A 25,599-nucleotide genomic window follows, 5' to 3' on the forward strand; every position below is an offset into this window, starting at 1 on the left:
CCCCAGACCGACGACGAGACAAGGTAGACCTGTGCGTACGTACAGCCCGAAGCCGGGTGAGATCGAGCGTCAGTGGCACGTCATCGACGCCTCTGATGTCGTGCTGGGCCGCCTGGCCACCCACGCCGCCACGTTGCTGCGTGGTAAGCACAAGCCGACTTTCGCGCCGCACGTCGACACGGGCGACTTTGTCGTCATCGTGAACGCGGGCAAGGTTGCGTTGACCGGCAACAAGCGCCAGACCAAGGTCGCTTACCGCCACTCCGGTTACCCGGGTGGTCTGAAGCAGATCGGCTACGACGAGCTGCTGACCAAGCGTCCCGAGCGGGCCATCGAGCTGGCCGTGAAGGGGATGCTCCCGCACAACAAGCTCGGCCGTCAGCTGATCAAGAAGCTGAAGGTCTACGCCGGTGCCGAGCACCCGCACCTCGCGCAGCAGCCGGTGCCGTTCGAGATCAAGCAGATCGCGCAGTGAGCGCGGGCGAAGGAAGCAGCATGACCGACATCATCGAGACCGAGGTCGCCCCGGAAGCCCCGGAGGCCCCCGAGGCCACCGAGGCGCCGGCGCCCGTTGCCCGCGCCCCTCGTGGTGACCGGCCGATCCAGACCGTGGGCCGCCGCAAGGAGGCCATCGTCCGGGTCCGCCTCGTCCCGGGCACCGGCAAGATCACCTGCAACGGCCAGGACCTCGAGGCGTACTTCCCGAGCAAGGTGCACCAGCAGCTCATCAAGGACCCGCTGGTCACCGCCGAGAAGCCCGAGCAGTTCGACGTCATCGCCAACCTGCGTGGCGGCGGCACCACCGGCCAGGCCGGTGCGCTCCGGCTGGGCATCGCCCGCGCGCTGATCATCAACGAGCCGGACGACCGCCCGGCCCTGAAGAAGGCCGGCTTCCTCACCCGTGACGCCCGCGTCAAGGAGAGCAAGAAGTACGGCCTCAAGAAGGCCCGTAAGGCTCCCCAGTACTCGAAGCGCTGATCTTTTCCAGCGCGTTGTACTTCTGACGGACGGCCGGTCCGCCTCCCCCTCGGGGGAGGCGGGTCGGCCGTTCCGCTTTCTCCTCACTGGCAGTGCTCTTTCGGAGGTTGGCGGGTATGGGTCGGTTGTTCGGCACGGACGGCGTACGCGGGCGGGCAAACGCGGATCTCACCCCGGAATTGGCGCTGGCACTCGCGGTGGCCGCCGCGCACACACTCGCCGAGACGGACCGCAGTCATCCGCCGCTCGCCGTCGTCGGTCGCGACACCCGCGCCAGCGGCGAGATGCTGGAGGCGGCAGTGGTCGCCGGGCTGACCAGCGCCGGTGCGAACGTGGTGCGGGTCGGCGTGCTGCCCACTCCGGCGGTGGCGTTCCTCACCGCGGAGGCCAAGGCCGACCTGGGGGTGATGCTCTCCGCGTCGCACAACCCGATGCCGGACAACGGCATCAAGCTCTTCGCCGCCGGTGGGCACAAGTTGCCCGACGAGATCGAGATGCAGATCGAGGCGGCCGTCGAGACGAACGCCACCACTGCCTGGGACCGGCCGATCGGTGCCGGCGTCGGCCGGGTGCACGACCTGCTCGACGGCGCCGACCACTACGTCCAGCACCTGGTGGGCACCGTTCCGCACCGGCTCGACGGGATCAAGGTAGTGGTCGACTGCGCCAACGGCGCCGCCGCCGAGGTCGCCCCCGTCGCCTACCGGGAGGCCGGCGCGGAGGTCATCGCCATCCACGCGGAGCCCGACGGGCTGAACATCAACGACGACTGTGGCTCCAACCACATCGAGGCGCTGCGCGCCGCAGTGGTCGAGCACGGCGCCCACCTGGGCATCGCCCACGACGGCGACGCCGACCGCTGCCTGGCGGTCACCGCCGACGGCGACGAGGTGGACGGCGACCAGGTCATGGCGATCCTCGCGCTGGCCATGCGGGACGCCGGCACGCTCACCCAGGACACCCTGGTGGCCACCGTGATGAGCAACCTCGGGCTGCGGCTCGCGATGTCCGCGCAGGGCATCCGCCTGATCGAGACCAAGGTCGGCGACCGGTACGTGCTGGAGGAGCTGCGCGCTTCCGGGCTGGCGCTCGGCGGTGAGCAGAGCGGCCACATCGTGATGCCCGCGCACGCCACCACCGGCGACGGGGTGCTCACCGGGCTGCACCTGATGGCTCGGATGGCGGCCACCGGCCAGTCCCTCGCCGAGTTGGCCTCGGTGGTCACCAAGCTGCCCCAGGTGCTGATCAACGTGCCGGTCGGCGACCGGACCATCGGCGCCGCCGCACCCGCCGTACGCGCCGAGGTCGAGCGGGCCGAGGCGGAGCTGGGGGAGACCGGCCGGGTGCTGCTGCGCCCGTCGGGCACCGAGCCGCTGGTCCGGGTGATGGTCGAAGCGGCCACCGAGGCGACGGCCCGTGAGGTAGCCGAGCGGATCGCCGAGCTGGTTCGCACCGCGAGCCCGGTCGGCTAGCTCTGTCGGACGCTGTGGAGCTGAACCGTTTACGGCATCAGCTCCACAGCCGCCCGGAGTGCCGGATCGACGTCAGCGGCTCGAGCCCAGAGCGTGCAGCCGGCTGACCGCCTCGGTCAGCACCTCCGGGCGCTTGCAGAAGGCGAACCGGACCAGCCGCCGGCCCGCGTCGACGTCGTCGTAGAAGACCTGGGTCGGCACCGCCACCACACCGCAGCGCTCCGGCAACGAGCGGCAGAACTCCACCCCGTCCCGGCCGCCGAGGGCGGTGATGTCGGCGGTGACGAAGTACGTCCCCTCCGAGTCGAGCACCTCGAACCCGGCGTCGGTCAGACCACCGACGAGCTGGTCACGCCGCTGCTGGAGACCGTCCCGGAAGCCGGTGTAGTAGCCGTCCGGCAGGGCGAGCGCCACGGCCACCGCCGGTTGCAGCGGCGCGGCGTTGACATAGGTGAGGAACTGCTTCACCCGGAGCACCGCCGAGACCAGCGCCGCGGGGCCGCTCGCCCAGCCGACCTTCCACCCCGTGCAGGAGAACGTCTTGCCGGCCGACGAGATGCGCAGCGTCCGCTCCCGCATCCCGGGCAGGCTGGCCAGCGGCACGTGCGGGCTCGCCGCGTCGGTGAAGACCAGGTGCTCGTACACCTCGTCGGTGACCGCGTACGCGCCGAACTCCTGGCACAACTCGGCGACCTGCGCCAACTCCGCCGGGGTGAAGACCTTGCCGGTCGGATTGTGCGGCGAGTTCAGCAGCACCAGCCGGGTGCGCGGGCCGAACGCCGCACGCAGCGCCGCCGGGTCGAAGGCGTACCGGCCGTCGGCCGAGGGGCGCAGCGTCACCGGCCGGCGGACCGCGCCGGCCAGTGCGATCGAGGCGGCGTACGAGTCGTAGTACGGCTCGAAGCAGACAACCTCGTCGCCCGGTTCGCAGAGCGCGAGGATGCTCGCCGCGACCGCCTCGGTCGCGCCCGCCGTGATCACGATTTCGCTGTCCGGCTCGTACCCCAGGTCGTAGAACCGCCGCTGATGCGCCGCGACGGCCGCGCGCAGGGCGGGGATCCCCGGGCCGGGCGGGTACTGGTTCTGCCCGTTGCGCAGCGCCTCGGCGGCGGCGGCCAGCATCTCCGGCGGGCCGTCGGTGTCGGGAAAGCCCTGCCCGAGGTTGACCGCGCCGGTGCGCACGGCGAGGGCGGACATCTCGGCGAAGATCGTCGTGCCGAACGGCCGCATCCGGGCCACCAGCGGGTCGACATCGGTGCTCGTCGTCACCTGCGCCAGCCTACGGCCATACCCGGCTCGGACCCCAGCCTCACTCGGGCGCGCACCTGGTCGACCAGTACCCCCGGGTCTTGTCGACGACCGGCTTGCCGACGCCGGTGACAGTGACTGTGCAGTCGAGCGGTTTCTCACTCTCGTCGTCGGCCCATCTGGCCTCCACCATGACCCGGCTCTTGCCGTTGGTTCGGATGGTGGTCCGCCAGGGCAGCTTCTGGCCGTCGACGTGGATGAGGTCACTCTCGGCATCGAAGTACGCGAGGTCGACGACACCCGAACCGCTGAGCTCGTAGACCACAGTCACTGGTGCCGGTCCTGAGGTCGGTCGGGTGATCGGCTTCTTGCTGGGGCTGGGATACGCGGTCGGCGGCTGCGGCGCCGTGGGTCGCTCGGGGATGACCGGCCCAGCGCTGGGCTCCGTCCAGCCGTCGTCGTCGGGGACGACCCACGGCTCCTCGGCGATCGGGTCCGGGTTGGCCTGGTCGAGCCACAGGCCACCCACGCAGAGGCAGCCACACACGAGTAGGACGAGTGCCACGACGGCCGCGACGACGATCCCGACGATCCGCCCGCTGCTCGTGGTCGGCTTGCCGGGGACCTGTGGATACCCGGGGTAGGCGTACGGCGGCGGATAGCCGGGCGGCGGCCAGCCAGCGGCCGGGAGTTGCCCGCCAGGCATGTGCCACCCCGCTGGCGGTGGCGATCCGGCCGACGCCGGGCCTGAGGCGTCCGGCGACCACGGGGGCGTCTGTGGGTCGGGCGTCCACGGCGTCGCGGACGTTTGTGGCGTCCACTGGGTGGCGGGCGGAGACGGCGTCCACGGCGCGGCCGGCGGGGCGGGTGCCCAGGGGGCCTGCGGTGCCCACGGCTGGCCCGGAGCCAACGGGTCGGTGGCCGGAAACGGAGCCGAGGACGGCGGCGCCGTCGGATCCGGCCCGGGTGCGGGGGAGGCCGGATCCGGAGCGGATGAGGGGGTCGGGTCGGGCGACGGCGCATCGGACATGGCTGCTCCGGGCGGGAGTGGGTATGGGACGAACGGGCCGTGGACGGGAGCGCCAAACCCGCCGAGAGACTGTCGCACCCGAAGGCGTGTCGCAACCCCGCCCAGCGGAGCGGGCGCGAGCGGCCTGTGACGCTCGTCCCGTTGCGACCGCGTAGGTACTGATCGCTCAGATCCGGTGATTGATAACCCGACTTTCGAGCAACCAACATGAGTGAAACTGGGTTAGGCTGCGGGCCATGTGTGGAATCGTGGGATACGCGGGCGCGCGCCCCGCACTCGGCATCGTCCTCGACGGGCTGCGGCGGCTGGAATACCGTGGCTACGACTCGGCAGGCGTCGCGATCGTCTGTGACGACCAACTGCTGACCGAGAAGAAGGCCGGCAAGCTGGCCAACCTGGAAAAGGTGCTGTCCGAGCGGGCCGCCGACGACCCGGCCTCCTGCGCGGCCAGCCCGATCGGCATCGGTGACGGCACCACCGGCATCGGGCACACCCGGTGGGCCACCCACGGCGGCCCGACCGACCGCAACGCCCACCCACACGTCGCCCCCGACGGGCGGGTCGCGGTGATCCACAACGGCATCATCGAAAACTTCGCCAAGCTCCGCACCGAGCTGGAGGCCGACGGCGTCCAGTTCACCAGCGACACCGACACCGAGTGCGCCGCACACCTGCTCGCCGCCGCGCTGGCCGACCTGCGCGCCGCCGGCCAGCCGGACAGCCCGCAACTGCTCGCCGCCGGCATGCGCGTTGTCTGCCAACGGCTGGAGGGCGCGTTCACCCTGCTCGCGGTGGACGCCGCGGTGCCCGGCGCGGTCGTCGGCGCCCGGCGCAACTCGCCACTTGTGGTCGGCCGCGGCGACGGGGAAAACTACCTGGCCAGCGACGTGGCCGCCTTCATCGAGCACACCCGGGAAGCGGTCGAGCTGGGCCAGGACCAGATCGTGCTGATCACCGGCGACAGCATCGAGATCACCGACTTCGACGGCCAGCCCGCCGCCGGCAAGGACTTCCACATCGACTGGGACTCCTCGGCCGCGGAGAAGGGCGGCTACGACTGGTTCATGCTCAAGGAGATCGAGGAGCAGCCGCAGGCCATCGCCGACACCCTGCTGGGCCGGCTCACCGAGAGCGGCGAGATCGCCCTCGACGAGGTCCGCCTCAGCGACCAGGACCTGCGCGACGTCGACAAGATCTTCATCGTGGCCTGCGGCACGGCGTACCACGCCGGCATGGTCGCCAAGTACGCCATCGAGCACTGGACCCGGATCCCGTGCGAGGTGGAACTGGCCAGCGAGTTCCGCTACCGCGACCCGGTGCTCGACCGGTCCACGCTGATCGTGGTCATCTCGCAGTCCGGCGAGACGATGGACACCCTGATGGCGCTGCGCCACGCCAAGGAGCAGAAGGCCCGGGTGCTGGCGATCTGCAACACCAACGGCTCGACCATCCCCCGCGAGTCCGACGCCGTGCTCTACACCCACGGCGGGCCGGAGATCGCCGTCGCCTCCACCAAGGCGTTCCTCACCCAGGTCGTCGCCTGCTACCTGATCGGCCTGCACCTGGCCCAGGTGCGCGGCATCAAGTTCGCCGACGAGGTGGGCGCCGTGGTCGCGCAGTTGCAGGAGATTCCCGGCAAACTGCGTGAGCTGCTCGACCGGATCGAGCCCGTCCGCGAGCTGGCCCGGGAGCTGAAGTCCGAGCCGACGGTGCTGTTCATCGGCCGGCACGTCGGCTACCCGGTGGCCCTCGAGGGCGCGCTGAAGCTCAAGGAGTTGGCGTACATGCACGCCGAGGGCTTCGCCGCCGGTGAGCTGAAGCACGGCCCGATCGCACTGATCGACAAGGGCACCCCGGTCATCTGCGTGGTGCCCTCGCCGGTGGGCCGGGGCATGCTGCACGACAAGGTCGTCTCCAACATCCAGGAGGTCCGGGCTCGTGGCGCGCGGACCATCGTGATCGCGGAGGAGGGCGACGAGGCGGTCGTCCGGTACGCCGACCACCTGATCTACGTGCCGCGTACGCCCACCCTGCTGGCCCCGCTCGTCACCACTGTGCCGTTGCAGGTGCTCGCCGCCGAGATCGCCGCCGCCCGGGGGCACGACGTGGACCAGCCCCGCAACCTGGCCAAGTCGGTCACCGTCGAGTAAGCCTCAGCGGCCCAGCACGACCCGGGCCATCCCGTCCAGCGCGGGATTGCCCGGGTCCCAGTAACCGGTGTGCCCGCCTCGCCCACTGCCGAAGACCCGACCGCCGAACCCCGGGTCCGACGGGTCGTGCCCGAACCACAGTTCGTGCCCGGTCTGACCCGGCCAGCCCAGCACGGCGGCCAGCGGAGCCGCGCCGAACAGGGCTCGTCGGCCCAGCTCCTCCGGTGACCGGGCCGCCCGGATCACGTCGTCGGGGGCGCTGCTCGCCCAGACCTCCCCGGACGGCACGCCCAGCTCGGTGGCGTGCGACGCGCCGACACCGGGGGAGCCGACGAAGACCAGCGCGTCGGCGGCCAGACCGTGCTCCCGGGCGGCCACCCCCACCACCAGCGACCCGTAGCTGTGCCCGAGCACCGTCTGCCGAGCCGGCGGCCCGTCGTGGCTGACCCGCAGCCCCTCCTGGAAGCGGTGCAACGCCGGGCCGGCGTCGCGGGCCTGACCCGCCGAGGCGGCCTCGGTCAGCAGATCCGGAGCGTCGTAGTCCAACCAGAGCACCGCCGCGCTGCGCTCATCCGGGGCGAGCGCGGCGCACCGCTCCAACACCCGGGCCGCCCTGCCCAGCTCGCCGGAGGCGTCGTCCAGGCCGGCGGTCATCCCCGGCACGTAGGTCAGCACCCGGTCGGCGTGGTCCGGGTCGCCGAGCGCCACCACCGTCCGGCCCTCACCCGCCGGCTCCAACCCGATCAGGTACGCCCGCGGCGCCTCGCCGGCCGTCAGCCGCCCGACCAGCGCGTCCAGACCGGCCAGCCGTCCGGCCACCCCGCGTAACCGAATCAACGCGAGCGGCCCGGGCGGCACTTGGGACAGCAGCCGTCGCCGCTCGGCCAGCAGCTCCGCACGCCAGGCGTCGAGCCGTAACCGGTTGGCCTGGTCGCGGGCGGCCACCGGCAGCCCGTCCAACCGGCCGACGAGGGTCGGCTCGCGCCCGACCAGCCACCGTCGCTGTGCCGGGGTCAACCCGGACCACCAGGCGCTGACCAGCGTGGGCGCGGCACCGAGGGCCGGTCGGCCCGGTGCGGGCGGGGACGCCCAACCGGTGCCGGCGGCCCTCGCCAGGTCGTCCAACCGGTCGGCGGCGACCCGGTCCGCGGCGGCTGCCCCGTCGAGCGCGGCCCGCAGGGCCGCGGCCACCCCAGCCGCGGCGACCCCGGCCCGCTCGGTAGGCCGGAACCGGGCGGGATCGACCCGCACCCCACCCGAGCGGTCCACGAGCAGGCCGGCCGCATCGGCTTGGGCGACCGCCTGGGACAGCCGCGCCTTCGCCACGGCCAGCGCACCGGCCAACTCGGCCAGCACCTGGTCGACCTCGATCAGCGCGGGAGCGATCGAGGCCAGCTCGTCCCGCAGCCCGCCGAGCCGAGTGTCCGCCGCGGTGGCTGCCGCACCCGACCAACCGCCCCGCAACCGCCCGGTGGCAGTGCTCAGCTCGCCGAGGCGCCGATCGAGTGGCCCGACCAACCCCGCCCACGCCGCCCCGGCGGCCCGCCACCCGCCGGGATCGACAGCCCACAGCTGTCGGTAACCGACGCTGCTCACCGGGGTAGGGAGGCGAACCGGCCGGCGGCCCGGTCGTCCACCGTCTCGTACGCCTCGGCCGCCACCCGGACCCCGCCGGAGGTCGCCGCGACCCGGGCACCCAGCCGGCAGAACCAGGCGTGCCCGGCCGCCTCCAACCCGGCCAGCGCCGCGCCGGCTCGCCACTCGGGCGCCGCCACCACCAGCCCGGGCAACCCCGCGAGGCCCAACGCCAACCGGCGCGCCTCGTCGTCGAGCAGGACGGCGACCGCCCGTAACTCCTCCGGCTGGACGGCGAACGGCTCGTCGGTCATGACCACACCCCCGTGGACGATCGGCATCGACGCGCTGACGCTAGGCACGTTCCGGAGGCCGCGCGGTGCCCTGTGGACAGCCGACGTCGAGGCGTACCCCGGGGTGTCCACAGGCGTTGCCCAGCGCGAGCCCGACGGCTAATCTGCGGCCTCGACCGCCGGTAGGGTGGTGTGGTGATCGTCGCTGTCGGCATCGACGTCGTCCTGGTCGACCGGTTCGCCCGGGCCCTGACACGGACGCCGCTGCTCGCCGACCGGCTCTTCACCGAGGCCGAGCGGCACACCCGCTCCGGCAGCCCGCGCTCGCCCGAGTCGCTCGCCGCCCGCTTCGCCGCCAAGGAGGCGGTGGCCAAGGCGCTCGGCGCCCCGGCCGGGCTCAACTGGCACGACTGCGAGATCGTGCCCGACCCGGACGGCAGGCCCTGGTTGGCCGTCTCCGGCACTGTCGCGGCGGTGGCCGACGCACGCGGGGTCAACCACTGGCATCTCTCGTTGTCGCACGACGGCGGGATCGCGTCGGCGATGGTGGTCGCGGAACGATGACGTCGGCCGGGAGGGCCGGTCAGGTCCGCCCGCGAACGGAATGGGACACGGTGGCATGAGAGCGGTGTGGCGGGTGGCCGACGTACGGGCGGCCGAAGCGGGGTTGATGGGCACGCTGCCGGAGGGGACGCTGATGCAGCGGGCCGCCGCCGGCCTGGCCCGCCGAGCCGCGCTCCTGCTCGCCGAGCGGGGCGGGGTCTACGGAGGCCGGGTGCTGCTGCTGGTCGGCTCCGGTGACAACGGCGGCGACGCGCTGTACGCGGGGGAGCGGCTGGCCCGGCGAGGTGTCCAGGTGTCCGCCCTGCTGCTCACCCCCGGGCGGGCGCACGCCGCCGGCCTGGCCGCGCTGCGAGCCGCCGGCGGCCGGGTCGTGCCGGATCCGGCCGGCCCGGTCGACCTGGTCCTCGACGGCATCGTCGGCATCGGTGGCACCGGCGGGCTGCGGGCGAACGCGGACGAGGTGGTGCAGCGCCTCGGCGAGCTGCGCGGACGCGACGGGGAACGGGCGACGGTGCTGGCGGTCGACGTGCCCAGCGGGGTCGCGGTCGACACCGGCCACGTGCCGCTCTCCGCGTCCGGCCGGCCCACAGCCGTCCGCGCCGACGTGACGGTGGCCTTCGGCGCGCTGAAGCCCGCCCTGGTGGTCGGGCCGGCCGCCGCGCTGGCCGGGCAGGTCGAGCTGGTCGACATCGGGCTGCGGCCGTGGCTGCGCGGCACCCCGGCGCTGCGGGTCACCGAGTGGTCAGATCTGGTCGACTGGTGGCCCCAACTGGGCCCGGCGTCGGAGAAGTACACCCGGGGCGTGGTGGGGGTGGCGACCGGCTCGGCGACCTACCCCGGTGCGGCGGTGCTCTCCGTGGGCGGTGCCCTGGCCGGGCCGACCGGCCTGGTCCGCTACGCCGGCAGCGCCCGCGCCGAGGTGCTGCACCAGCACCCCTCGGTGATCGCCAGCGGGCGGGTCGCCGACGCGGGCCGGGTGCAGGCCTGGGTCTGCGGCTCCGGGCTGGGCACCGGTGCCGACGCGGCGGCAGAGCTGCGCGCCGTACTGGCTGCCCCGGTGCCTGTGGTGCTCGACGCCGACGCCCTGACCCTGCTGGTGGACGGCTCGCTCGCCGATCGGCTGCGGGGTCGGGACGCGCCCATCGTGGTCACCCCGCACGACCGGGAGTTCACCCGTCTCTGCGGGGAGGAGCCGGGCGCCGACCGGGTCGGCGCCGCGCTGCGGCTGTCCGCCTGGATGAACGCTGTGGTGCTGCTCAAGGGCGATCGCACTGTGATCGGCACGCCGGACGGTCGGGCGTACGTCAACCCGACCGGCACCCCGGCGCTGGCCACCGGCGGCACCGGCGACGTGTTGGCCGGGCTGCTCGGCTCGCTGCTGGCGGCCGGGGTGCCCGCCGATCGGGCCGCCGCCTCGGCCGCGTACCTGCATGGGCTCGCCGGGCGGGAGGCGGCCCGGGGTGGGCCGGTGACCGCGCCCGACGTGGCGACCGCGCTGCGTCCGGTGTTGGCCCGGCTGGGCTGAACGGGGTGGTTCCGGGTGCGATGACCGGGTCGCCGAGTCGGGACGTGCGTCGCCGCCCGCGGTGATCACGGCGGAAAGTAGGCTGGGCACATGTGGCAGGCCGAGGTACGCGTCGATCTTGACGCCATCCGCGAGAACGTGAGCAGGCTCCGCTCCGGCACCACCGCCGAGTTGATGGCAGTGGTGAAGGCCGACGGGTACGGCCACGGCATGCTTCCGGCCGCCCGCGCGGCGCTCGACGCCGGCGCTGACTGGCTCGGTGTCTGCACCCTCGACGAGGCGCTCACCCTGCGGCGGGCCGGGGTGACGGTGCCGGTGCTGGCCTGGCTGCTCGCCCCCGGGTTGCCGCTGCACGAGGGGGTCGCCGCCGGGGTGGACCTGGGCGCGGCCAGCCTGGCGCAACTGGACGAGATGATCGAGGCGAGTCGTCTCGCCGGGCGTCCCGCCCGCCTGCACCTCAAGATCGATACGGGGCTGTCCCGTGGCGGCGCGACAGTCGCCGACTGGCCCGCGCTGCTGGACGCCGCCGCGAAGGCGCAGGCCGATGGCCTGGTCGAGGTGGTCGGCGTGTGGAGCCACTTCGTGTACGCGGACTCGCCCGGCCACCCCACCACCGACCGCCAACTGGCCGTCTTCCACGAAGGGCTGGCCATGGTCGAGCGGGCCGGGCTGCGACCGCGTTGGCGCCACCTCGCCAACTCGGCCGCCACCCTCACCCGCCCGGACACCCACTTTGACCTGGTCCGCCCCGGCCTGGCCATCTACGGGCTGTCCCCGGTGGCCGGCGAGACGTACGGGTTGCGGCCGGCGATGACCGCCCGCGCCCGGGTGATGCTCACCAAGCGGGTGCCCGCCGGCACCGGCATCTCCTACGGGCACGCCTACACCACGGAAGCCGACGCGAACCTGGCCGTGGTGCCGCTCGGGTACGCCGACGGGGTTCCCCGACACGCGTCCAACACCGGCCCGGTGCAGCTCGGCGGCGTACGCCGGACGATCTCGGGGCGGGTCTGCATGGACCAGTTCGTGCTCGACTGCGGCGACGACCCGGTGGCCGACGGCGACGTGGCGACGCTCTTCGGCAGCGGCGTCGACGGCGAACCGACAGCTGACGACTGGGCCGAGGCGGTCGGCACGATCAACTACGAGATCGTCACCCGGTTCGGCGGCACGCGGGTGCCCCGGGTCTACGACGGCGAGAAACCATGAGTTATCGCATTCCGCGTCCGCGGACGGCCGCGGGCCGGGTGGCCGGGATCGTCGGCGCGGCGGTGGGGGTGGCCGCGGCAGGTCTGGCGGCGGGCGTCGCGACCGAGCGAACCCTGGTCCGCCGGCTCAAGGCCGACCCGGCCGACCGCTACGCGCACGAGACGTTCGACAAGCAGCGGTACGACGAGGCGTTCCGTTTGGAGCTGCCGGACGGCACGGACATCCACGTCGAGGTGGTCGAGCCGACCCGACCGGTGCCGGGGCGACCGACTGTGGTGCTGGTGCACGGCTTCTGCCTGGACATGGGGACGTTCCACTTCCAGCGCCAGATGCTCGCCGCCCGCGGCGACTATCGGATCGTGGCGTACGACCAGCCCGGTCACGGCCGGTCCGGCCGGCTGGAGACCGGGGAGTACGACCTCGCCGTGCTCGGCCGGACGCTGCGCCAGGTGATCGACCGAACCGCCCCGGACGGGCCCCTGGTGCTGGTCGGCCACTCGATGGGCGGCATGACGATCATGGCGTTCGCCGAGCTTTTCCCGGAGCTGTTCGGTGACCGGGTGGTGGGCACCGTTCTGATGGCCACGTCGGGCGGGCTCGTCGCGGAGACCAAGCTGGTCGCTCCCGCGCTGCTCGGCCGGGTCGGTGGCCCGGTGCTCTACATGGTCAGCAACGCCACCCGGTACGGCGGGCCGGTGATCGACAAGGCCCGCAAGTCGACGTCGAACGTGGCCTGGCTACTGACCCGCAAGTACGGCTTCGGTACCCGCAAGCCCAGCCCGTCGCTGGTGTCCTACGTGGAGATGATGAACTCCCGGACATCGGCCGACACGGTGACCCGCTACCTGCGGACCCTGGCCACCCACTCGCGCTTCCCGGCGCTGGCGGCGCTGGCGGCGACTCCGGTGCTGGTGGTGGTCGGCGACAAGGACATGATCACGCCGGTGACCCACTCCGAGGAGATCGTCCGCCGGTTGCCGCACGCCGAGTTCGTGAAGATCAAGGACAGCGGTCACGTGGTGATGTTGGAGCACGCGGACGAGGTCAACGCCGCCCTGGCGCGGTTCCTGGAGTCATTGCAGAGCGTGGAGGAACGGTGAGTCACGTCGTCAAGCTGCCGACCGTCGAGGACACCCGGGACTTCGGCCGACGGCTCGCCGGGCTGCTGCGCGCCGGCGACCTGGTGCTGTTGACCGGCCCGTTGGGCGCCGGCAAGACAGCACTCACCCAGGGCGTCGGCGCCGGGCTCGGTGTCCTCGGGGACATCACCTCGCCGACCTTCGTGATCGCCCGGGTGCACCGACCCGACCCGGCCCGGGGCGGCCGGGTGGCGCTGGTGCACGCCGACGCGTACCGGTTGGGTGACGCCACCGACCCGCGCGCCGAGATCGACGATCTGGACCTCGACGCGTCGGTGGACGACTCGGTGACGGTGGTGGAGTGGGGTGACGGCCTGGTGGAGCAGTTGGTGGACGCGCACCTGCGGGTTCGCATCGACCGCCGCGACGACGACACCCGCGTCGTCGAGCTGGACCCGATCGGCGGTGACTGGGCCCGCCGGCTCGCCGACCTGGGCTAGGTCGGCGGCTGTCGTACCCGATGCCTAGAGTGCGGGGGTCCGACCCGCGCTGTGAGAGGTTCCCGATGCCCGACGACGCTCCCGCCCTGGATCTGCTGGCCCTGCTGCCGGAGCAGTGGCGCACAGTGCTCACCCCGCACCTCGACCCGGCACGCACCGCCGCGCTGGGCGAGTTCGTCGCCCGGGAGTACGCGACGCAGACGGTCTTCCCGCCGCTGGAGGATCTGTTCTCGGCATACCGGCTCTGCCCACCGCAGGGCACTCGGGTGCTCATCCTCGGGCAGGATCCCTACCACCGGGCCGGGCAGGCACACGGGTTGAGCTTCAGCGTCCGCGACGGTGTGACGGTGCCGCCGTCGTTGCGCAACGTCTTCAAGGAGCTGGGCGAGGACGTGGGCGTCCCCAAGCCGCGCAGCGGCAATCTCGACGGGTGGGCCGCACAGGGGGTGCTGCTGGTCAACGCGGTGCTGACCGTCCGGCAGGCCACCCCGGGCTCGCACGCCAACGCCGGCTGGGAAGAGTTCACCGATGCGACCATCCGGGCACTGGACGCGGCACCGGACCGGGTGGTCTTCCTGCTCTGGGGTGGCTACGCCCGTAAGAAGGCCGCGCTGGTCACCAATCCGCAGCACGTGGTGTTGGAGGCGGGTCACCCCAGCCCGATGAACCCGCGCGGCTTCCTCGGCAGCCGCCCGTTCAGCGCCGCCAACAAGGCACTCGCCGACGCCGGCCTGCCCACGATCGATTGGGAGCGCACCGCCGGCTGAGCCGCTCGTCGACGTCCTGCTGCTGGTGTGGACCGGCGCTGGCTCAGCCGGCGCTGGCCAGCTGCCGGTCCCGGTAGCGGCGCAGCAACTCGGCGGCGCGTGGCTCGCTCAGTTCCAGCTCGACAAGCGGCACCACCTGGTAACTCCGCCCGCCGTGGCGCACCTCGATGGTCTCGGGCAGCTCGTCGCACATGGTGGCCCTGATCTCCCCGTACCGGGTCGACCACAGGTGTTCGCCCGGCTCTTCGGGCTCCAACCACACCCCGCCGAACTCACCCCAGCGGGCGTTCCACCGCTGGCCGTAGTTCGTCTCCAGCCAGCGGGTGAACAGCTTGGAGTCCTGCCAGCGCAGGGCGATCTCCAGCGTGTCGGCCGGCACCGGTGCACCCTGTAGCAGCGCCGCGGCGCACCCGGTGATCACCTGTGGGAAGTCGGTGAGCCGATCCAGCAGTCGATCCAACCCCAGCCCGTCGATCCGCTCGGCGATCGGCTGGGCGGCCAAGCCGTCGATCCGGGCGTCGAGGTGCGCGTCCAACGGCTCGACCCCGATGACCAACTGCACATCCATCGCTGCAAGCAACCGCTCCAGCACGGCGATCGTAGGCGCTCGCTCACCGCGTTCGAAGCGGGCCACCGCTGCCTGGTCGACCTCGGCCAGCGCGGCCAACTGACGCTGACTCAGGTCGCGCAGATGTCGTTGCTGCCGTACGGCAGCGCCGAGAAGGGTGACAAGGCGACTGGAGGACATCCGGGCATGGTGGACCAAGGGCGAGACGTGCGCGATCCCGTTGCGGCAGATCGGCGACTTGCCGTCGATCCGCCCCCGAGAATCGCCCGGCGCATGGCGGGCCTTATTTCAATGAGCGTGATGTCTGTGAGTCATCACGATGACTCACAGACATCACGCTCATTGGAGGACGTGGCGCCACCGCTCTCCGCCGGTTCGCCGCCCGGCCCGGCCCGGCCAGGGCGGGGTCAGGCGGTGGAGTGAGGGGGTGGGTGAGGCGTTCCCGGGGGCGGTGGCGGGGCGTGACCGGGGGCGGTGGCGGGGCGTGACCGAGGGCGGTGGCGGGGCGTGACCGAGGGCGGTGGCGGGGCGGGGCGTGACTGAGGGCTGCGGCGAGGCGGCTAGGCTGGCTTACCGTGCTCGTACTCGTGGTGGACAGCTCGACCCCCGCGGTCACCGCGGCGCTGGTGGAGGTCTCGGCAGACGGCGTGGCGTCGCGTGCGCACCGGTGCACGGTCGACGCCCGCGCGCACGGTGAGCTGCTCGCGCCCCAGGTGGACGCGGTCCTCGCCGACGCTGACGCGCGCCCGCGTGACCTGGCCGCCATCGTCGCCGGGCTCGGCCCGGGTCCGTTCACCGGGCTACGGGTCGGCCTGGTCACCGCCGCGACGATGGGTCAGGTGCTCGGCATCCCCACGTACGGCGTCTGTTCGCTGGACGCCATCGGTTACCCGGCGGCGTCCGGCGCGCCGGTCCTGGCCGCCAGCGACGCCCGGCGCAAGGAGCTCTACTGGGCCGTCTACGACGGTGCCGGCCAGCGGATCGTCGGGCCCGAGGTGTCCGCGCCGGCGGTCGCCGCCGCGCGCGCCCGCGAACTGGGCGCGACGATCGCGGTCGGTGACGGGGCACACCGGTACGCCGAGGTCCTGGACCTGCCCGTTCGGGTCGAGCCGCGTTACCCGGACGCGACAGTGCTGGCGTTGCTCGCCGCCGAACGGATCCGGGCGGGGGCGCCCAGTGAGCGGCTCACCCCGCTCTACCTGCGCCGCCCCGACGCGGTGGCGGCGACCGGCCGCAAACCGGTCCTGCCATGACGGCGGTACGGCTCGAACCGTTCCGCTGGTGGCACATCGACGACGTGCTGCCGATCGAGGCGGACCTCTTCGGCGCTGAGAAGTGGTCGCCCGCCATGTTCTGGAGCGAGCTCGCCAACGGGCACCACTACCGGGTCGCCGTCGACGCGGACGGGTCGATGCTCGGCTACGCCGGGCTCGCCGGCGTTCCGCCGGACGAGGTGTGGGTACAGAACATCGCCGTCCGCCGGGACGCCCAGCGGCGCGGCGTGGGCCGCGCCCTGCTGGAGGAGTTGCTCGCCGAGGCGGCCCGGCGCGACGCCCGCAGCACCCTGCTGGAGGTCGCCGTGGACAACGCCGCAGCTCAGCGGCTCTACGCGACGTACGGTTTCGAGCCGATCGGGGTGCGGCGCGGCTACTACCAACCGAGCAACACCGACGCGCTGGTCATGCGGCGCGACGCCGAGCCGACCGGGGACGGACCACACGACCATGGCTGACGAACCACTGATCCTGGGTATCGAGACCTCCTGCGACGAGACCGGTGTCGGCATCGTGCGGGGGCACACCCTGCTGGCCGACGCGCTCGCCTCCAGCGTCGAGGAACACGCCCGGTTCGGGGGTGTGGTGCCGGAGGTGGCCAGCCGGGCACACCTGGAGGCCATCGTGCCGACCATGGACCGGGCTTTGACCGAGGCCGGCGTCACGCTGGCCGACATCGACGCGATCGCTGTCACCTCCGGGCCAGGGCTCGCCGGTGCGTTGCTGGTCGGCGTCGCTGCCGCCAAGGGGTACGCGGTCGCCGCCGAGAAACCCATCTACGGCGTCAACCACCTCGCCGCCCACGTCGCTGTGGACACCCTTGAGCACGGCCCACTGCCCGAACCCGCCATCGCGCTCCTGGTGTCCGGCGGCCACTCGTCCCTCCTGCTCGTGGACGACCTGGCCCGGGGTGTCACCCCGCTGGGCGCCACCATCGACGACGCGGCCGGGGAAGCGTTCGACAAGGTCGCCCGGCTGCTCGGTCTGCCGTTCCCGGGCGGTCCGCCCATCGACCGGGAGGCCCGGGCCGGCGATGCCGCCTCGATCGCCTTCCCCCGCGGTCTGACCGCCGCGAAGGACCTCGCCGCCCACCGGTACGACTTCTCGTTCTCGGGCCTGAAGACGGCGGTGGCCCGGTGGGTCGAGGCCCGTCAGCGTGCCGGTGAGCCGGTTCCGGTGGCCGACGTGGCCGCGTCCTTCCAGGAGGCGGTCTGTGACGTCCTGACCAGCAAGGCGCTCGCCGCCTGCCGGGCGCAGGGCATCGAGACCCTGGTCATCGGCGGGGGAGTGGCGGCGAACTCGCGGCTGCGGGCGATGGCCGAGCAGCGAGCCGAGAAGTACGGCATCCAGGTCCGGGTACCCCGGCCGAAGCTGTGCACCGACAACGGCGCGATGGTGGCCGCGCTCGGTTCGCACCTCGTCGCCGCCGGGGTCGCTCCCAGCCGACTGGACCTGCCAGCCGATTCGGCACTGCCGTTGACAACGGTCAGCGTGTGACGGGAGCGGCGGACATGATCGTGCGGATGTGGGAGGCGCGCGCCGAGGCGTACGGAGTCGCCGACCTGATCACCTGGGTGTGCGACACCGCCCTGCCCGAGTTGGAGCACGACCCGCTCCACGTCTCCAGCGAGGTCTTCTCCTCCACCGACCACCGCGTGGTGGTGATCTCCAAGTGGCGCAGCAACCCCCGACCGCTGCCGGACCCGCCAGCCATGCTGGTGGCCCGCGCCCCGCACTCCTGGGACTTCACCCAGGTAGACCGCTGACGCGAGCCACCATCCAGGCCGCTGGCTGACTGGTCAGCTGCGGCGCAACATTCGGTAGGTGGCGATTCCGCCTGTGCCCAGCGCGGCGAGGAAGACCAGCCAGACAACGGTGCTGCTGACTCCGACCTGGGGGCCGGAGTTGGCGGAGGCGGCGGCCAGGAGCCCGTCCTCACCCGGGGCGGGCAGCGCGGCCGGCGGCAGCTCCGGCCAACGGACCAGGCCGGTGCTCTCCAGCATCTGCATGTGGTGCTGGACGAACGTGTTGGCGTCCTCGCAGAGCTTGCGGACGGTGGCGTCCCGGGTGCTGGCCCGGACCGCGCCGATCACCGGGAAGATCTTGCCGTGGGCGACCCGGAGCCGGGTGACGAAGATCTGGTCGAACCGGGCGCCGGACGCCTTCTGCATCTCGGCCAGCCAGCCCTTCTGCTCGGCGGTCGGCTCGCTGGGGATCGTCGCGCCCAGCTTGTTGGCCGCGTCGACCACGAGCTGGTCGAGCTTCTGGTGCTCACCGGCGATGCCGGCGCCGATCTCCCGGACCTTCGCCGACTGTCCCTTCTCGGCGGCCATCTGACCGGCTGGCATCTCCCACAGCCCGGCCAGCCGCACCCCGTTGAGCAGTGTCATGTCGGCGGCGTTGAGCTGCTGACCACCGGCGGGCGCGGCGACGGCCACGCCGGGCAGGACACCGACCCCCGCGATGACCGCGATGAGCAGCATCGCCGCTCGGTGGGTCCGGTTGCCCAGTCGGCGATGGGCGGATCTGAGCGATGCCATGTCTGTGGTGCCTCCTCGGTCCGGACCGGAACGCGTCTGGACCGGGCAGCCGTACCCTGCCGGTTGCCCGTCCGCCCACTGGTACGGACTGATCGCGCGATCAGTTCATCGCGGAGCGACAGGGATCAGCGGGTGACGGCGAGCAGGCCGCCGAGCAGCAGCAGGGTGATCGCCGCGGCGGCGAAGACCATCAGCAACTCCTGACGCCCGCGCCCGACCGGGCCGGCGTCGACGACCGAGGTGGGCAGGGCCGGTAGATCGCGGGTCAGCGCGGCCAGGTCACCGAGGGTGCGCGCCGTCCACACCGCACCGGCGCGATCGGAGAACTCGTCAAGCGTCAGCCGGCCCGCCGCGGTGTGCTGGTGCAGCGCGGCGACCACCCGGTTGCGGTCGTCGTCGGAGGCGCGCAGCTCGACATCCACGCCGGACAGCGTACGCGGATCAGCCCACGTCGAGGGGGTCGGCGAGGAGCCGTTCGAAGGCCAACTCGGCGGCACCGATCAGGGGCGCGTCCGCACCCAGTTTCGGCGTACGCAGCCGGACGTGCTCCAGGCAGGCGCCGAGCGCGTTGGAGTTGAGTCGGCTGCGGATCTGGGCCGCCGCAGCGAGGTAGAGGTCGCGCATCGTGCCGCCGAAGATGACCATCTCGGGGTTGAAGATGTTCACCAGGTTGGCCACCCCGAAGCCGAGCCAGTCGCCGGCCTGGCGGACCGCCGTCTGGGCGCGGGCGTCACCCCGGTCGGCGGCGTCGAAGACGGCCAGCAGCGCGTCGCGGCCCCGGGCGTCGGAGCGTCCGGCGGCGCGCAGCAGACCGTGCTCGCCGATCTCGGTCTCCCAACAGCCCCGGGAGCCGCACTCACAGGGCCTGCCGTCGCGGACCACCTTCATGTGGCCGACCTCGCCGCCGTACCCACCGTGCCCGGTCAGTCGGCGCCCACCGGCGATGATGCCGGCACCCACGCCCACGTCGCCGTACAGGTAGAGGACGTTGTCGCAGCCCGCCGCCACACCTCTCGCGTGCTCGGCGAACGCGGCGACGTCGGCCACGTTGCCCACTGTGACCGGTACGTCGATGCCCAACTCGTCGGCGAGGGCCGCGCCGATCGGCTCGTCCACCCAGCCGGTGGTGGGGCCGAGTCGGACCAGGCCGTCGTCCCGGCGGACCATGCCGCAGACGGCGACGCCGGCACCGACGCAGATCGCGTCCGCCGGCGCCAGTTGCTGCATCTCCTTGACCGCGCCGGCCAGTAGTGGCGCGGCCTCCGCGGCCAGCAGCCCGCGCGGCCGGTCCAGATCCCGGCGGTCCAGGACCGCGCCACCCAGCCCGATCCGGGCGGCGCGCAGCCGGTCCACCTCCACTGAGTACGCGTACGCGTAGACCCGGGCCGACTCGGGCCGGACGACCAGTGACGGTCGTCCGGCTCGGCCGGTTTCCTTCGGTGCCCCTTCGCTGACCAGCCCCACCGCGGACAGGTCGGCGGTGAGCGCGCCGATGGTGCTGCGGTTGAGGCCCAGCGTGGTGGTCAGTTCGGCACGCGTGGTCGCCCCGTGGACGTGCACGTGTCGCAGCAGGGCCCCGAGGTTCTGCCGTCGGACGTCATCCTGGCTCGGTCCTGGCCGCATGCTGGTGCTACCTCCCGCGCGGTCAGCGGGTGCCGGTGGCTGCCGCGCGGCGGCGGGAGAGCGCGTCGACGCTCGCGGCGAGCAGCAGTACGACGCCCGTGACCACGTACTTGACTCCCGCGGTGTACCCCATCAGGCCCATTCCGTTCTCGATGACCGCGACCACCGCGCCGCCGAGGACGGCGTCGAGGACGCGGCCCTTGCCACCGAAGAGGCTGGTGCCGCCGATCACCGCTGCGCCGACCGCGTAGAGCAGTACGTTACTGCCCCCGGTGTTCGGGTCGACCGAGTTGGCCCGGCTGGCGGCCACGATGCCACCGATGGCGGCCATCGACGAGCAGATCACGAAGACGGAGATCCGGATCCGGTCGACTCCGATGCCGGCCCGGCGGGCCGCTTCCCGGTTGCCGCCCACGGCGTAGATGTGCCGGCCGTAGCTGGTGCGCTGTAGTACGAACGTCCAGACGACAAGCAGCACCGCGATGATCGGCACCACGATCGGCACACCCTTGAGCGAGACGATGAGGACGTTGCGGCTGCGCTCCAGGTTGAGCACGTACACAGCGGTGCCGAGGATGACGGCGAGCCCGCCGATCCGTAGCGCCACCACCGCGAGCGGGTCGGTGATCAGACCGCGGGCCGCCCGGTTGCGGTGGCGCAGCAGTTGCACCGCCGCGTAGCCGACGACGGCGAGGGCGGTCAGCGCCCAGCCCAACGTGGGGCCGAGGTTGCGGTTGGCGATGGCGACCAGCACGTCGTCGCGGACGGAGATGTTGGTGCCATCCTTGACGAGCAGCAGCACGACGCCCTGGAAGGCGAGGAAGCCGGCGAGGGTGACCACGAAGGACGGAATGCCGATCTTCGCGACGAGCATGCCGAGCGTGGTGCCGATGACCACGCCGGTGGCGACAGCGGCGAGCACGGCGACCCACCAGGGGTAGCCGAGCACTGTGACGACATTGGCCAGCACCGCCGCGCAGACGCCGCTGGCGAAGCCGGCGGACAGGTCGATCTCGCCGAGCAGCAGCACGAAGACCAGGCCCATCGCGATCAGCGTGACCGCCGCACCCTGGGTGAAGAGGTTGGCGAAGTTGCCGGCCGACAGGAACGACGACGGCCGCATGATCGCGAAGACGGTGCAGAGCACGATCAGGCCGAGTACGGCCGGTAGTGCGCCGACATCGCCACCGCGTACCCGACTGAGGTAGTTGCGGAAGTGGCCTCCGACGGTCGGCGTCGGTGTGACGGCGGCGGGGCCGTCCTTCCGCACGGCGGTGGTGGTCATCGGACGCCTCCTGAGATCGAGTCGGCCGCCTGCGGGCCGTCGCCGTTGCTGCCCGGGTCGGTGGCGAGGCCAAGCCCGCCCGAGCGCCCGGCGGTGATCAGCTCGACCACCTGGGCGTGGGTGATGTCGGTGGTCTTCACCTGGGCGACCATCTGTCCGAGGTACAGCGCGGCGATCCGGTCGGAGACGGCGAAGACGTCGTTCATGTTGTGCGAGATGAGCACCACGGCCAGGCCGTTGTCGGCGAGGCGGCGAACCAGTTCGAGCACTTGGGCGGTCTGTGCCACGCCGAGTGCCGCAGTCGGCTCGTCCAGGATGACCAGCTTGCTGTTCCACAGCACCGCCTTGGCGATGGCCACGGTCTGGCGCTGGCCACCGGAGAGGCTGGACACGTGCTGACGCAGCGAGGTGACGGTGCGGATGGAGAGCCCCGCCAGGGTTTCGGCGGCGAGCTGTTCCATTGTCGGCTCGTCGAGGACGATGCCGCTGCGCCTCTCCCGGCCGAGGAACATGTTCTGCACGATGTCCAGGTTGTCGCAGAGCGCGAGGTCCTGGTAGACGACCTCGATGCCGAGCGTGGCGGCGTCGCGGGGGCTGCCGATGTGCACCGGTTCACCGTTGAACAGGAACTCGCCAGCGTCGGTGGGGTGGATGCCGCTGATGCACTTCACCAGGGTCGACTTGCCGGCGCCGTTGTCGCCGACCAGTGCGGTCACTTCGCCCGGGTGGACGGTCAGGGCGACGTCGCGGAGCACCTGGACAGGACCGAAGCTCTTGTCGATCCCGCGGAGTTCCAGCAAGGGGGTCGCGGACACGGGGGTCTCCTTCTCAAGGGAGGGTCGGGGCCCGTCCGGCGGGCGCCGCCCGGCACGGGGAGGGTGCTCCCGTGCCGGGCGGCGATGGTCGTTCCGGCGGGTACTGCGGCGTCGGTCAGCTGATGCCGGCTTCGGCGCAGAACTTGGCGTAGGCCCCGGTGCAGACCTGCTCCTTGGTCGCGTAGCCGTCGGCGATGACGTCCTTGACGTTGTCCTTGTAGATGGCCTTCGGGGTGAGCAGCACCGAGGGGACGTCGCGGTCGCCGTCCTTCACCGTCTGGCCGGTGTCCTTCTTCTCGCCCTTGGCCAGCGCGATGGCCAGGTCCGCCGCGGCCTTGGCCTCTTCCCGGACCGCCTTGTAGACGGTCACGCACTGGTCACCGGCGAGGATGTTCTGCAGGCCCTCCACGCTGGCGTCCTGGCCGGTCACCGGCACCTTGCCGTTGAGCTTGTTCTTCTTCAGGATCGAGATGGCGGCGTTGCCGAGAGTGTCGTTGGCGGCCAGCACGCCGTCGATCTTGCCCTTGGTCGCGGTGAGCTGCTGCTCGAAGATGGTCGCGGCGGTGGGGCCGTCCCAGCCCGGCACGGCGTCGTCCGGGCCCTTGGTGTATTCCTTGGAGTCGAACTTCGGCTTGAGCACCGAGTCGTAGCCGGCCTTGAACAGGGTGGCGTTGTTGTCGGTGGGGGAGCCGTTCAGGTACGCCACGACGGGGTTCTTGGCGCCCTTCTCGGTCAGGCACTTGGCCAGACCCTCGCCCTGGAGCTTGCCGACGGTCTCGTTGTCGAAGCTGACGTAGTACTGGGCGGAGCCGCCGAGGGTGAGCCGGTCGTAGTCGATGGTGGCGACGCCCTGCGACTTGGCCTTGTCGAGCACGGCCTTGCCGGTGCCGGAGTCCAGGTTGACGATCATCAGGGCGGTGACGCCGCTGGTGATCATCTGGTCGGCGATGGTCTGGAAGGCGCTCTTGTCGTTCTGGGCGTTCTGGATGTCGTACTGGACGCCGGCAGCCTTGAACGCCTCCTCCAGGAAGCGACGGTCCGCCGTCTCCCAGCGGGGGGAGGACTTGCTATCCGGAAGGATCACGCCGATCTTGGGAGTCTTTTTGGAGTCGGCCGAGCCGTTGCCGGAGTCGTCGCTACAGGCGGTCAACCCGCCGGTCGTCAGCAGGCCCACGGCGGCGATGGTGAGGATCCCCTTACGCATGTGCAGGGTCCTTTCGGGGTGGGGGAGGTGTTGTTTTGTTGTGTCCGGCAACGTATTTCGCGTCACACCGGCTCCACAAGACCGCGCAGGTGCATAGTTTGTTGGGAGCGATAACAATTCAGCAACGCGACTGTTACTCCCTGGGTATCCCACGGGGAACTCGACGTAACGACTGTCGTCAGTGGGTCTGCAACGGCGCGGTGCGGGCGTCGGTCAGCGCCACCAGATCCGCAGCGGCCAGTTCAAGTTGCAGACCACGCCGACCAGCCGAGACGTAGATCGTCGGGAGATCCAGCGCGGATTCGTCCAGCACCGTGGGCAACCGTCGACGCTGCCCGAGCGGGCTGATCCCACCGCGTACGTAACCGGTGGCCCGCTCGGCGACCGCCCGGTCGGCCAACGCCGCCCGCTTGCCGCCGACCGCAGCCGCGAGCGCCTTGAGATCCAGCTCGCCGGTGACCGGAACGACCGCCACTGTGAGCGCACCGTCGACCTCGGTCACCAGCGACTTGAACACCCGCTCCGGTGCCACGCCGAGCGCCACCGCCACCAACCCGCCGTAGTTCGGGGCGTCCGGCGACACCCGGTACGGATGAGTGCGATGCGCCATGCCGCGCTTGACCAACAGTGCCGTTGCCGGCGTTCCCTGTCCCGCCACACCGGCGACGCTAGTCGACAGGCCTACCGATCAGCACCGTCGGTGCGCCGTCGACCCGGGTGAGCACCAGACTCGCCGCCGCGTTCCCGGCCAGCCGCAGGTCCCGCCGGAGCTGCTCCGGTGTGAGCGCCGAACCCCGCTTGAGGATCTCCACCCGGCCCACCCCGCGGTCGCGCAGCAGCGCCCGCAGGCGCTTGAGCGAGAACGGCAGCACGTCGGTGATCTCCAGGCAGCGCGCGTACGGGGTGCGGATCGGCTGGTCGGCGTACAGGTAGGCGATGCTCGGATCGCCCAGGGTGGCGTCCAGTTCGGTGGCCAGCTCGGCCACGAGGTGCGCGCGCACCACCGCCGGGTCCGGGTCGTACAGGTAGCGACGCGGCGGCCCGACCGGCGCCTCGTCGGCACCCGAGCCGGTGAGCTGGTGGCGGTGAGCCTCGGCGCCGCGCTGGCGGTAGAGAGTGGCGCGGCGGGGCACCTCCGCCAGCTCGCCGCACCAGAGCGCTGCCTCGACCAGGTCGCCGTCCACGCCGACCCACTCGGCCTCGGCGCCGGCCGGAATGAGCGCGTGGTCCAGGCCCGGCGCCACCTTCACCACTGTGCGCGGCACCCGCTCGGCCAGCCCGGTGACGAAGTCCCACGGCGGCGAGTAGGCGCGCGGGTCGAAGATCCGCCGCCCGGTGCCGGTGGTGCGGCGGGCCGGGTCGCAGAAGACCCCGTCGACCCGTGACACGTCGAACCCGGTCGCGTCGCCGCACTCGACAGTGAACAGCTCGGCCAGCCCGGCCGCCTCGGCGTTGGCGGCGGCCATCGCCGCGGTCACCGGGTCGGCTTCCACCCCGTACACCCGGATGCCGGCGCTGGCGGCGGCCAGCGCGTCCGCCCCGAGCCCGCACCCGAGGTCGGCCAGGGTGCGCACGCCGGCCGCGGACAACCGGGCGGCCCGGCGGTCCGCGACCACCCGGCGGGTGGCCTGCTCCAGGCCGGGACGGGTGAGGAACATCCCAGCGGCGGCCGGGCCGAACTTGCCCACCGCCCGGTGGCGCAGCTCGGCCTGGGTGAGGGCCGCCGCGGCCAACGTCGGCGGCACCCCGGTCGCGCGCAGCGCCGACGCCGCGACCAGTGGATCACCGCCGGCCAGGTCGGCCGCCGCCGTGAGCGCGGCCGACCCCTCAGGGGTACGCAGCGCCGCCAGCTGATCGAGATCCACCCGGCCATTGTCCCGGCCGACCCGGAAATCCTGGC

The 25,599-nt window shown here is 72.3% G+C and carries 27 protein-coding genes; 14 read left to right on the forward strand and 13 right to left on the reverse strand.

All coding sequences use genetic code 11. The features are described from left to right. Positions 1-31 precede the first annotated feature (31 nt). The 3 genes from rplM to glmM all read left to right on the forward strand — a co-directional run bounded on the left by rplM (position 32) and on the right by glmM (position 2,450). Positions 32-475 carry a 50S ribosomal protein L13 gene (rplM, locus tag OG598_RS30835; RefSeq protein WP_053653864.1) on the forward strand — a complete coding sequence of 148 codons (444 nt, stop codon included), beginning with the start codon at positions 32-34 and terminating at the stop codon, positions 473-475. Positions 476-495: 20 nt separating this feature from the next. Further along, entirely contained in the window at positions 496-978 is a 483-nt protein-coding gene (gene rpsI / locus OG598_RS30840; protein WP_112584876.1) for a 30S ribosomal protein S9, read from the forward strand. Between the two features lie 116 nt (positions 979-1,094). Then, the gene (glmM, locus tag OG598_RS30845) at positions 1,095-2,450 is read left to right on the forward strand and encodes a phosphoglucosamine mutase (protein WP_328652136.1); all 1,356 of its coding nucleotides are present in this window, start codon (positions 1,095-1,097) and stop codon (positions 2,448-2,450) included. A 72-nt stretch (positions 2,451-2,522) separates the two neighbouring features. Here glmM and OG598_RS30850 read toward each other — a convergent pair whose 3' ends face one another. After that, on the reverse strand, positions 2,523-3,719 hold the full coding sequence (locus tag OG598_RS30850) for a pyridoxal phosphate-dependent aminotransferase (RefSeq protein WP_328652137.1): 1,197 nt from the start codon (positions 3,717-3,719) through the stop codon (positions 2,523-2,525). 40 nt (positions 3,720-3,759) lie between these two features. Further along, positions 3,760-4,404 (reverse strand): MmpS family transport accessory protein, encoded by a 645-nt coding sequence (locus tag OG598_RS30855; RefSeq protein WP_328652138.1) that lies wholly within the window; start codon positions 4,402-4,404, stop codon positions 3,760-3,762. Between the two features lie 560 nt (positions 4,405-4,964). Here OG598_RS30855 and glmS point away from each other — a divergent pair. Beyond that, positions 4,965-6,878: a glutamine--fructose-6-phosphate transaminase (isomerizing) gene (gene glmS, locus OG598_RS30860; RefSeq protein WP_328652139.1), complete on the forward strand. Its 1,914-nt coding sequence runs from the start codon at positions 4,965-4,967 to the stop codon at positions 6,876-6,878. 3 nt (positions 6,879-6,881) lie between these two features. Here glmS and OG598_RS30865 read toward each other — a convergent pair whose 3' ends face one another. Both OG598_RS30865 and OG598_RS30870 read right to left on the reverse strand, forming a co-directional pair. Beyond that, complete coding sequence (locus OG598_RS30865) at positions 6,882-8,474, reverse strand: alpha/beta hydrolase (protein ID WP_328652140.1); 1,593 nt, start codon at positions 8,472-8,474, stop codon at positions 6,882-6,884. Continuing rightward, positions 8,471-8,767, reverse strand: coding sequence for a hypothetical protein (locus tag OG598_RS30870; protein ID WP_091402304.1), 297 nt, complete (start codon positions 8,765-8,767; stop codon positions 8,471-8,473). The genes OG598_RS30865 and OG598_RS30870 overlap by 4 nt, the downstream gene beginning before the upstream one ends. Positions 8,768-8,941: 174 nt before the next feature. On the opposite strand from OG598_RS30870, the gene OG598_RS30875 reads away from it, so the two are divergent. From OG598_RS30875 to ung, 6 genes are all read left to right on the forward strand, one after another. Continuing rightward, positions 8,942-9,310, forward strand: coding sequence for a holo-ACP synthase (locus tag OG598_RS30875; protein ID WP_328652141.1), 369 nt, complete (start codon positions 8,942-8,944; stop codon positions 9,308-9,310). Positions 9,311-9,365: 55 nt separating this feature from the next. Continuing rightward, a complete protein-coding gene (locus tag OG598_RS30880) occupies positions 9,366-10,835 on the forward strand; it encodes an NAD(P)H-hydrate dehydratase (RefSeq protein WP_328652142.1) in 1,470 nt (489 codons plus the stop codon). Between the two features lie 90 nt (positions 10,836-10,925). Next, positions 10,926-12,044, forward strand: a complete 1,119-nt coding sequence (gene alr, locus OG598_RS30885) for an alanine racemase (RefSeq protein ID WP_328652143.1) — start codon at positions 10,926-10,928, stop codon at positions 12,042-12,044. Continuing rightward, entirely contained in the window at positions 12,041-13,144 is a 1,104-nt protein-coding gene (locus tag OG598_RS30890) for an alpha/beta fold hydrolase (RefSeq protein WP_328652144.1), read from the forward strand. Before alr ends, OG598_RS30890 begins: the two co-directional genes overlap by 4 nt. Further along, positions 13,141-13,623, forward strand: coding sequence for a tRNA (adenosine(37)-N6)-threonylcarbamoyltransferase complex ATPase subunit type 1 TsaE (gene tsaE, locus OG598_RS30895; RefSeq protein ID WP_328652145.1), 483 nt, complete (start codon positions 13,141-13,143; stop codon positions 13,621-13,623). The genes OG598_RS30890 and tsaE overlap by 4 nt, the downstream gene beginning before the upstream one ends. Before the next feature lie 65 nt (positions 13,624-13,688). Next, the gene (gene ung / locus OG598_RS30900; RefSeq protein WP_328652146.1) at positions 13,689-14,390 is read left to right on the forward strand and encodes a uracil-DNA glycosylase; all 702 of its coding nucleotides are present in this window, start codon (positions 13,689-13,691) and stop codon (positions 14,388-14,390) included. A gap of 43 nt (positions 14,391-14,433) precedes the next feature. Here ung and OG598_RS30905 read toward each other — a convergent pair whose 3' ends face one another. Continuing rightward, positions 14,434-15,138, reverse strand: a complete 705-nt coding sequence (locus tag OG598_RS30905; RefSeq protein WP_328652147.1) for a helix-turn-helix domain-containing protein — start codon at positions 15,136-15,138, stop codon at positions 14,434-14,436. A gap of 395 nt (positions 15,139-15,533) precedes the next feature. Between OG598_RS30905 and tsaB the strand changes: the two genes are divergently transcribed. From tsaB to OG598_RS30925, 4 genes are read left to right on the forward strand one after another with little or no spacing between them, the layout of a single operon-like run. Next, complete coding sequence (tsaB, locus tag OG598_RS30910; RefSeq protein ID WP_238679451.1) at positions 15,534-16,211, forward strand: tRNA (adenosine(37)-N6)-threonylcarbamoyltransferase complex dimerization subunit type 1 TsaB; 678 nt, start codon at positions 15,534-15,536, stop codon at positions 16,209-16,211. After that, positions 16,208-16,690 carry a ribosomal protein S18-alanine N-acetyltransferase gene (rimI, locus tag OG598_RS30915; RefSeq protein WP_328652148.1) on the forward strand — a complete coding sequence of 161 codons (483 nt, stop codon included), beginning with the start codon at positions 16,208-16,210 and terminating at the stop codon, positions 16,688-16,690. Before tsaB ends, rimI begins: the two co-directional genes overlap by 4 nt. After that, entirely contained in the window at positions 16,683-17,729 is a 1,047-nt protein-coding gene (tsaD, locus tag OG598_RS30920) for a tRNA (adenosine(37)-N6)-threonylcarbamoyltransferase complex transferase subunit TsaD (protein ID WP_196919765.1), read from the forward strand. The genes rimI and tsaD overlap by 8 nt, the downstream gene beginning before the upstream one ends. Before the next feature lie 14 nt (positions 17,730-17,743). Beyond that, on the forward strand, positions 17,744-17,998 hold the full coding sequence (locus tag OG598_RS30925; RefSeq protein ID WP_124821702.1) for a hypothetical protein: 255 nt from the start codon (positions 17,744-17,746) through the stop codon (positions 17,996-17,998). Between the two features lie 33 nt (positions 17,999-18,031). Here OG598_RS30925 and OG598_RS30930 read toward each other — a convergent pair whose 3' ends face one another. The 8 genes from OG598_RS30930 to OG598_RS30965 form a co-directional block, all read right to left on the reverse strand. Beyond that, positions 18,032-18,772, reverse strand: coding sequence for a DUF4142 domain-containing protein (locus tag OG598_RS30930; protein WP_328652149.1), 741 nt, complete (start codon positions 18,770-18,772; stop codon positions 18,032-18,034). A 125-nt stretch (positions 18,773-18,897) separates the two neighbouring features. Next, entirely contained in the window at positions 18,898-19,194 is a 297-nt protein-coding gene (locus OG598_RS30935) for a DUF1707 SHOCT-like domain-containing protein (protein ID WP_328652150.1), read from the reverse strand. 19 nt (positions 19,195-19,213) lie between these two features. Next, positions 19,214-20,395 (reverse strand): ROK family protein, encoded by a 1,182-nt coding sequence (locus OG598_RS30940; protein ID WP_328652151.1) that lies wholly within the window; start codon positions 20,393-20,395, stop codon positions 19,214-19,216. Positions 20,396-20,417: 22 nt separating this feature from the next. Next, on the reverse strand, positions 20,418-21,680 hold the full coding sequence (locus OG598_RS30945; protein WP_112726143.1) for a sugar ABC transporter permease: 1,263 nt from the start codon (positions 21,678-21,680) through the stop codon (positions 20,418-20,420). After that, positions 21,677-22,495: an ATP-binding cassette domain-containing protein gene (locus OG598_RS30950; RefSeq protein WP_088950175.1), complete on the reverse strand. Its 819-nt coding sequence runs from the start codon at positions 22,493-22,495 to the stop codon at positions 21,677-21,679. Before OG598_RS30950 ends, OG598_RS30945 begins: the two co-directional genes overlap by 4 nt. 115 nt (positions 22,496-22,610) lie before the next feature. After that, positions 22,611-23,699, reverse strand: coding sequence for a sugar ABC transporter substrate-binding protein (locus OG598_RS30955; protein ID WP_091402277.1), 1,089 nt, complete (start codon positions 23,697-23,699; stop codon positions 22,611-22,613). Positions 23,700-23,877: 178 nt separating this feature from the next. Next, a complete protein-coding gene (ybaK, locus tag OG598_RS30960; protein ID WP_328652152.1) occupies positions 23,878-24,357 on the reverse strand; it encodes a Cys-tRNA(Pro) deacylase in 480 nt (159 codons plus the stop codon). Positions 24,358-24,367: 10 nt separating this feature from the next. Next, positions 24,368-25,564 (reverse strand): THUMP-like domain-containing protein, encoded by a 1,197-nt coding sequence (locus OG598_RS30965; RefSeq protein WP_328652153.1) that lies wholly within the window; start codon positions 25,562-25,564, stop codon positions 24,368-24,370. Positions 25,565-25,599: the final 35 nt, after the last annotated feature.

Source organism: Micromonospora sp. NBC_00330 (genome assembly GCF_036136635.1).
GTDB lineage: Bacteria > Actinomycetota > Actinomycetes > Mycobacteriales > Micromonosporaceae > Micromonospora > Micromonospora salmantinae.

Bases quoted from the DNA above. Each gene is read 5' to 3' on its own strand.
- alr (WP_328652143.1), top strand. From the start codon at position 10,926: ATGTGGCAGGCCGAGGTACGCGTCGATCTTGACGCCATCCGCGAGAAC.
- OG598_RS30890 (WP_328652144.1), top strand. From the start codon at position 12,041: ATGAGTTATCGCATTCCGCGTCCGCGGACGGCCGCGGGCCGGGTGGCC.
- OG598_RS30945 (WP_112726143.1), bottom strand. From the start codon at position 21,680: ATGACCACCACCGCCGTGCGGAAGGACGGCCCCGCCGCCGTCACACCG.
- glmM (WP_328652136.1), top strand. From the start codon at position 1,095: ATGGGTCGGTTGTTCGGCACGGACGGCGTACGCGGGCGGGCAAACGCG.
- tsaD (WP_196919765.1), top strand. From the start codon at position 16,683: ATGGCTGACGAACCACTGATCCTGGGTATCGAGACCTCCTGCGACGAG.
- glmS (WP_328652139.1), top strand. From the start codon at position 4,965: ATGTGTGGAATCGTGGGATACGCGGGCGCGCGCCCCGCACTCGGCATC.
- rimI (WP_328652148.1), top strand. From the start codon at position 16,208: ATGACGGCGGTACGGCTCGAACCGTTCCGCTGGTGGCACATCGACGAC.
- OG598_RS30955 (WP_091402277.1), bottom strand. From the start codon at position 23,699: ATGCGTAAGGGGATCCTCACCATCGCCGCCGTGGGCCTGCTGACGACC.
- OG598_RS30880 (WP_328652142.1), top strand. From the start codon at position 9,366: ATGAGAGCGGTGTGGCGGGTGGCCGACGTACGGGCGGCCGAAGCGGGG.
- OG598_RS30855 (WP_328652138.1), bottom strand. From the start codon at position 4,404: ATGCCTGGCGGGCAACTCCCGGCCGCTGGCTGGCCGCCGCCCGGCTAT.
- OG598_RS30870 (WP_091402304.1), bottom strand. From the start codon at position 8,767: ATGACCGACGAGCCGTTCGCCGTCCAGCCGGAGGAGTTACGGGCGGTC.
- OG598_RS30925 (WP_124821702.1), top strand. From the start codon at position 17,744: ATGATCGTGCGGATGTGGGAGGCGCGCGCCGAGGCGTACGGAGTCGCC.
- rpsI (WP_112584876.1), top strand. From the start codon at position 496: ATGACCGACATCATCGAGACCGAGGTCGCCCCGGAAGCCCCGGAGGCC.
- OG598_RS30930 (WP_328652149.1), bottom strand. From the start codon at position 18,772: ATGGCATCGCTCAGATCCGCCCATCGCCGACTGGGCAACCGGACCCAC.
- ung (WP_328652146.1), top strand. From the start codon at position 13,689: ATGCCCGACGACGCTCCCGCCCTGGATCTGCTGGCCCTGCTGCCGGAG.
- OG598_RS30905 (WP_328652147.1), bottom strand. From the start codon at position 15,138: ATGTCCTCCAGTCGCCTTGTCACCCTTCTCGGCGCTGCCGTACGGCAG.
- OG598_RS30940 (WP_328652151.1), bottom strand. From the start codon at position 20,395: ATGCGGCCAGGACCGAGCCAGGATGACGTCCGACGGCAGAACCTCGGG.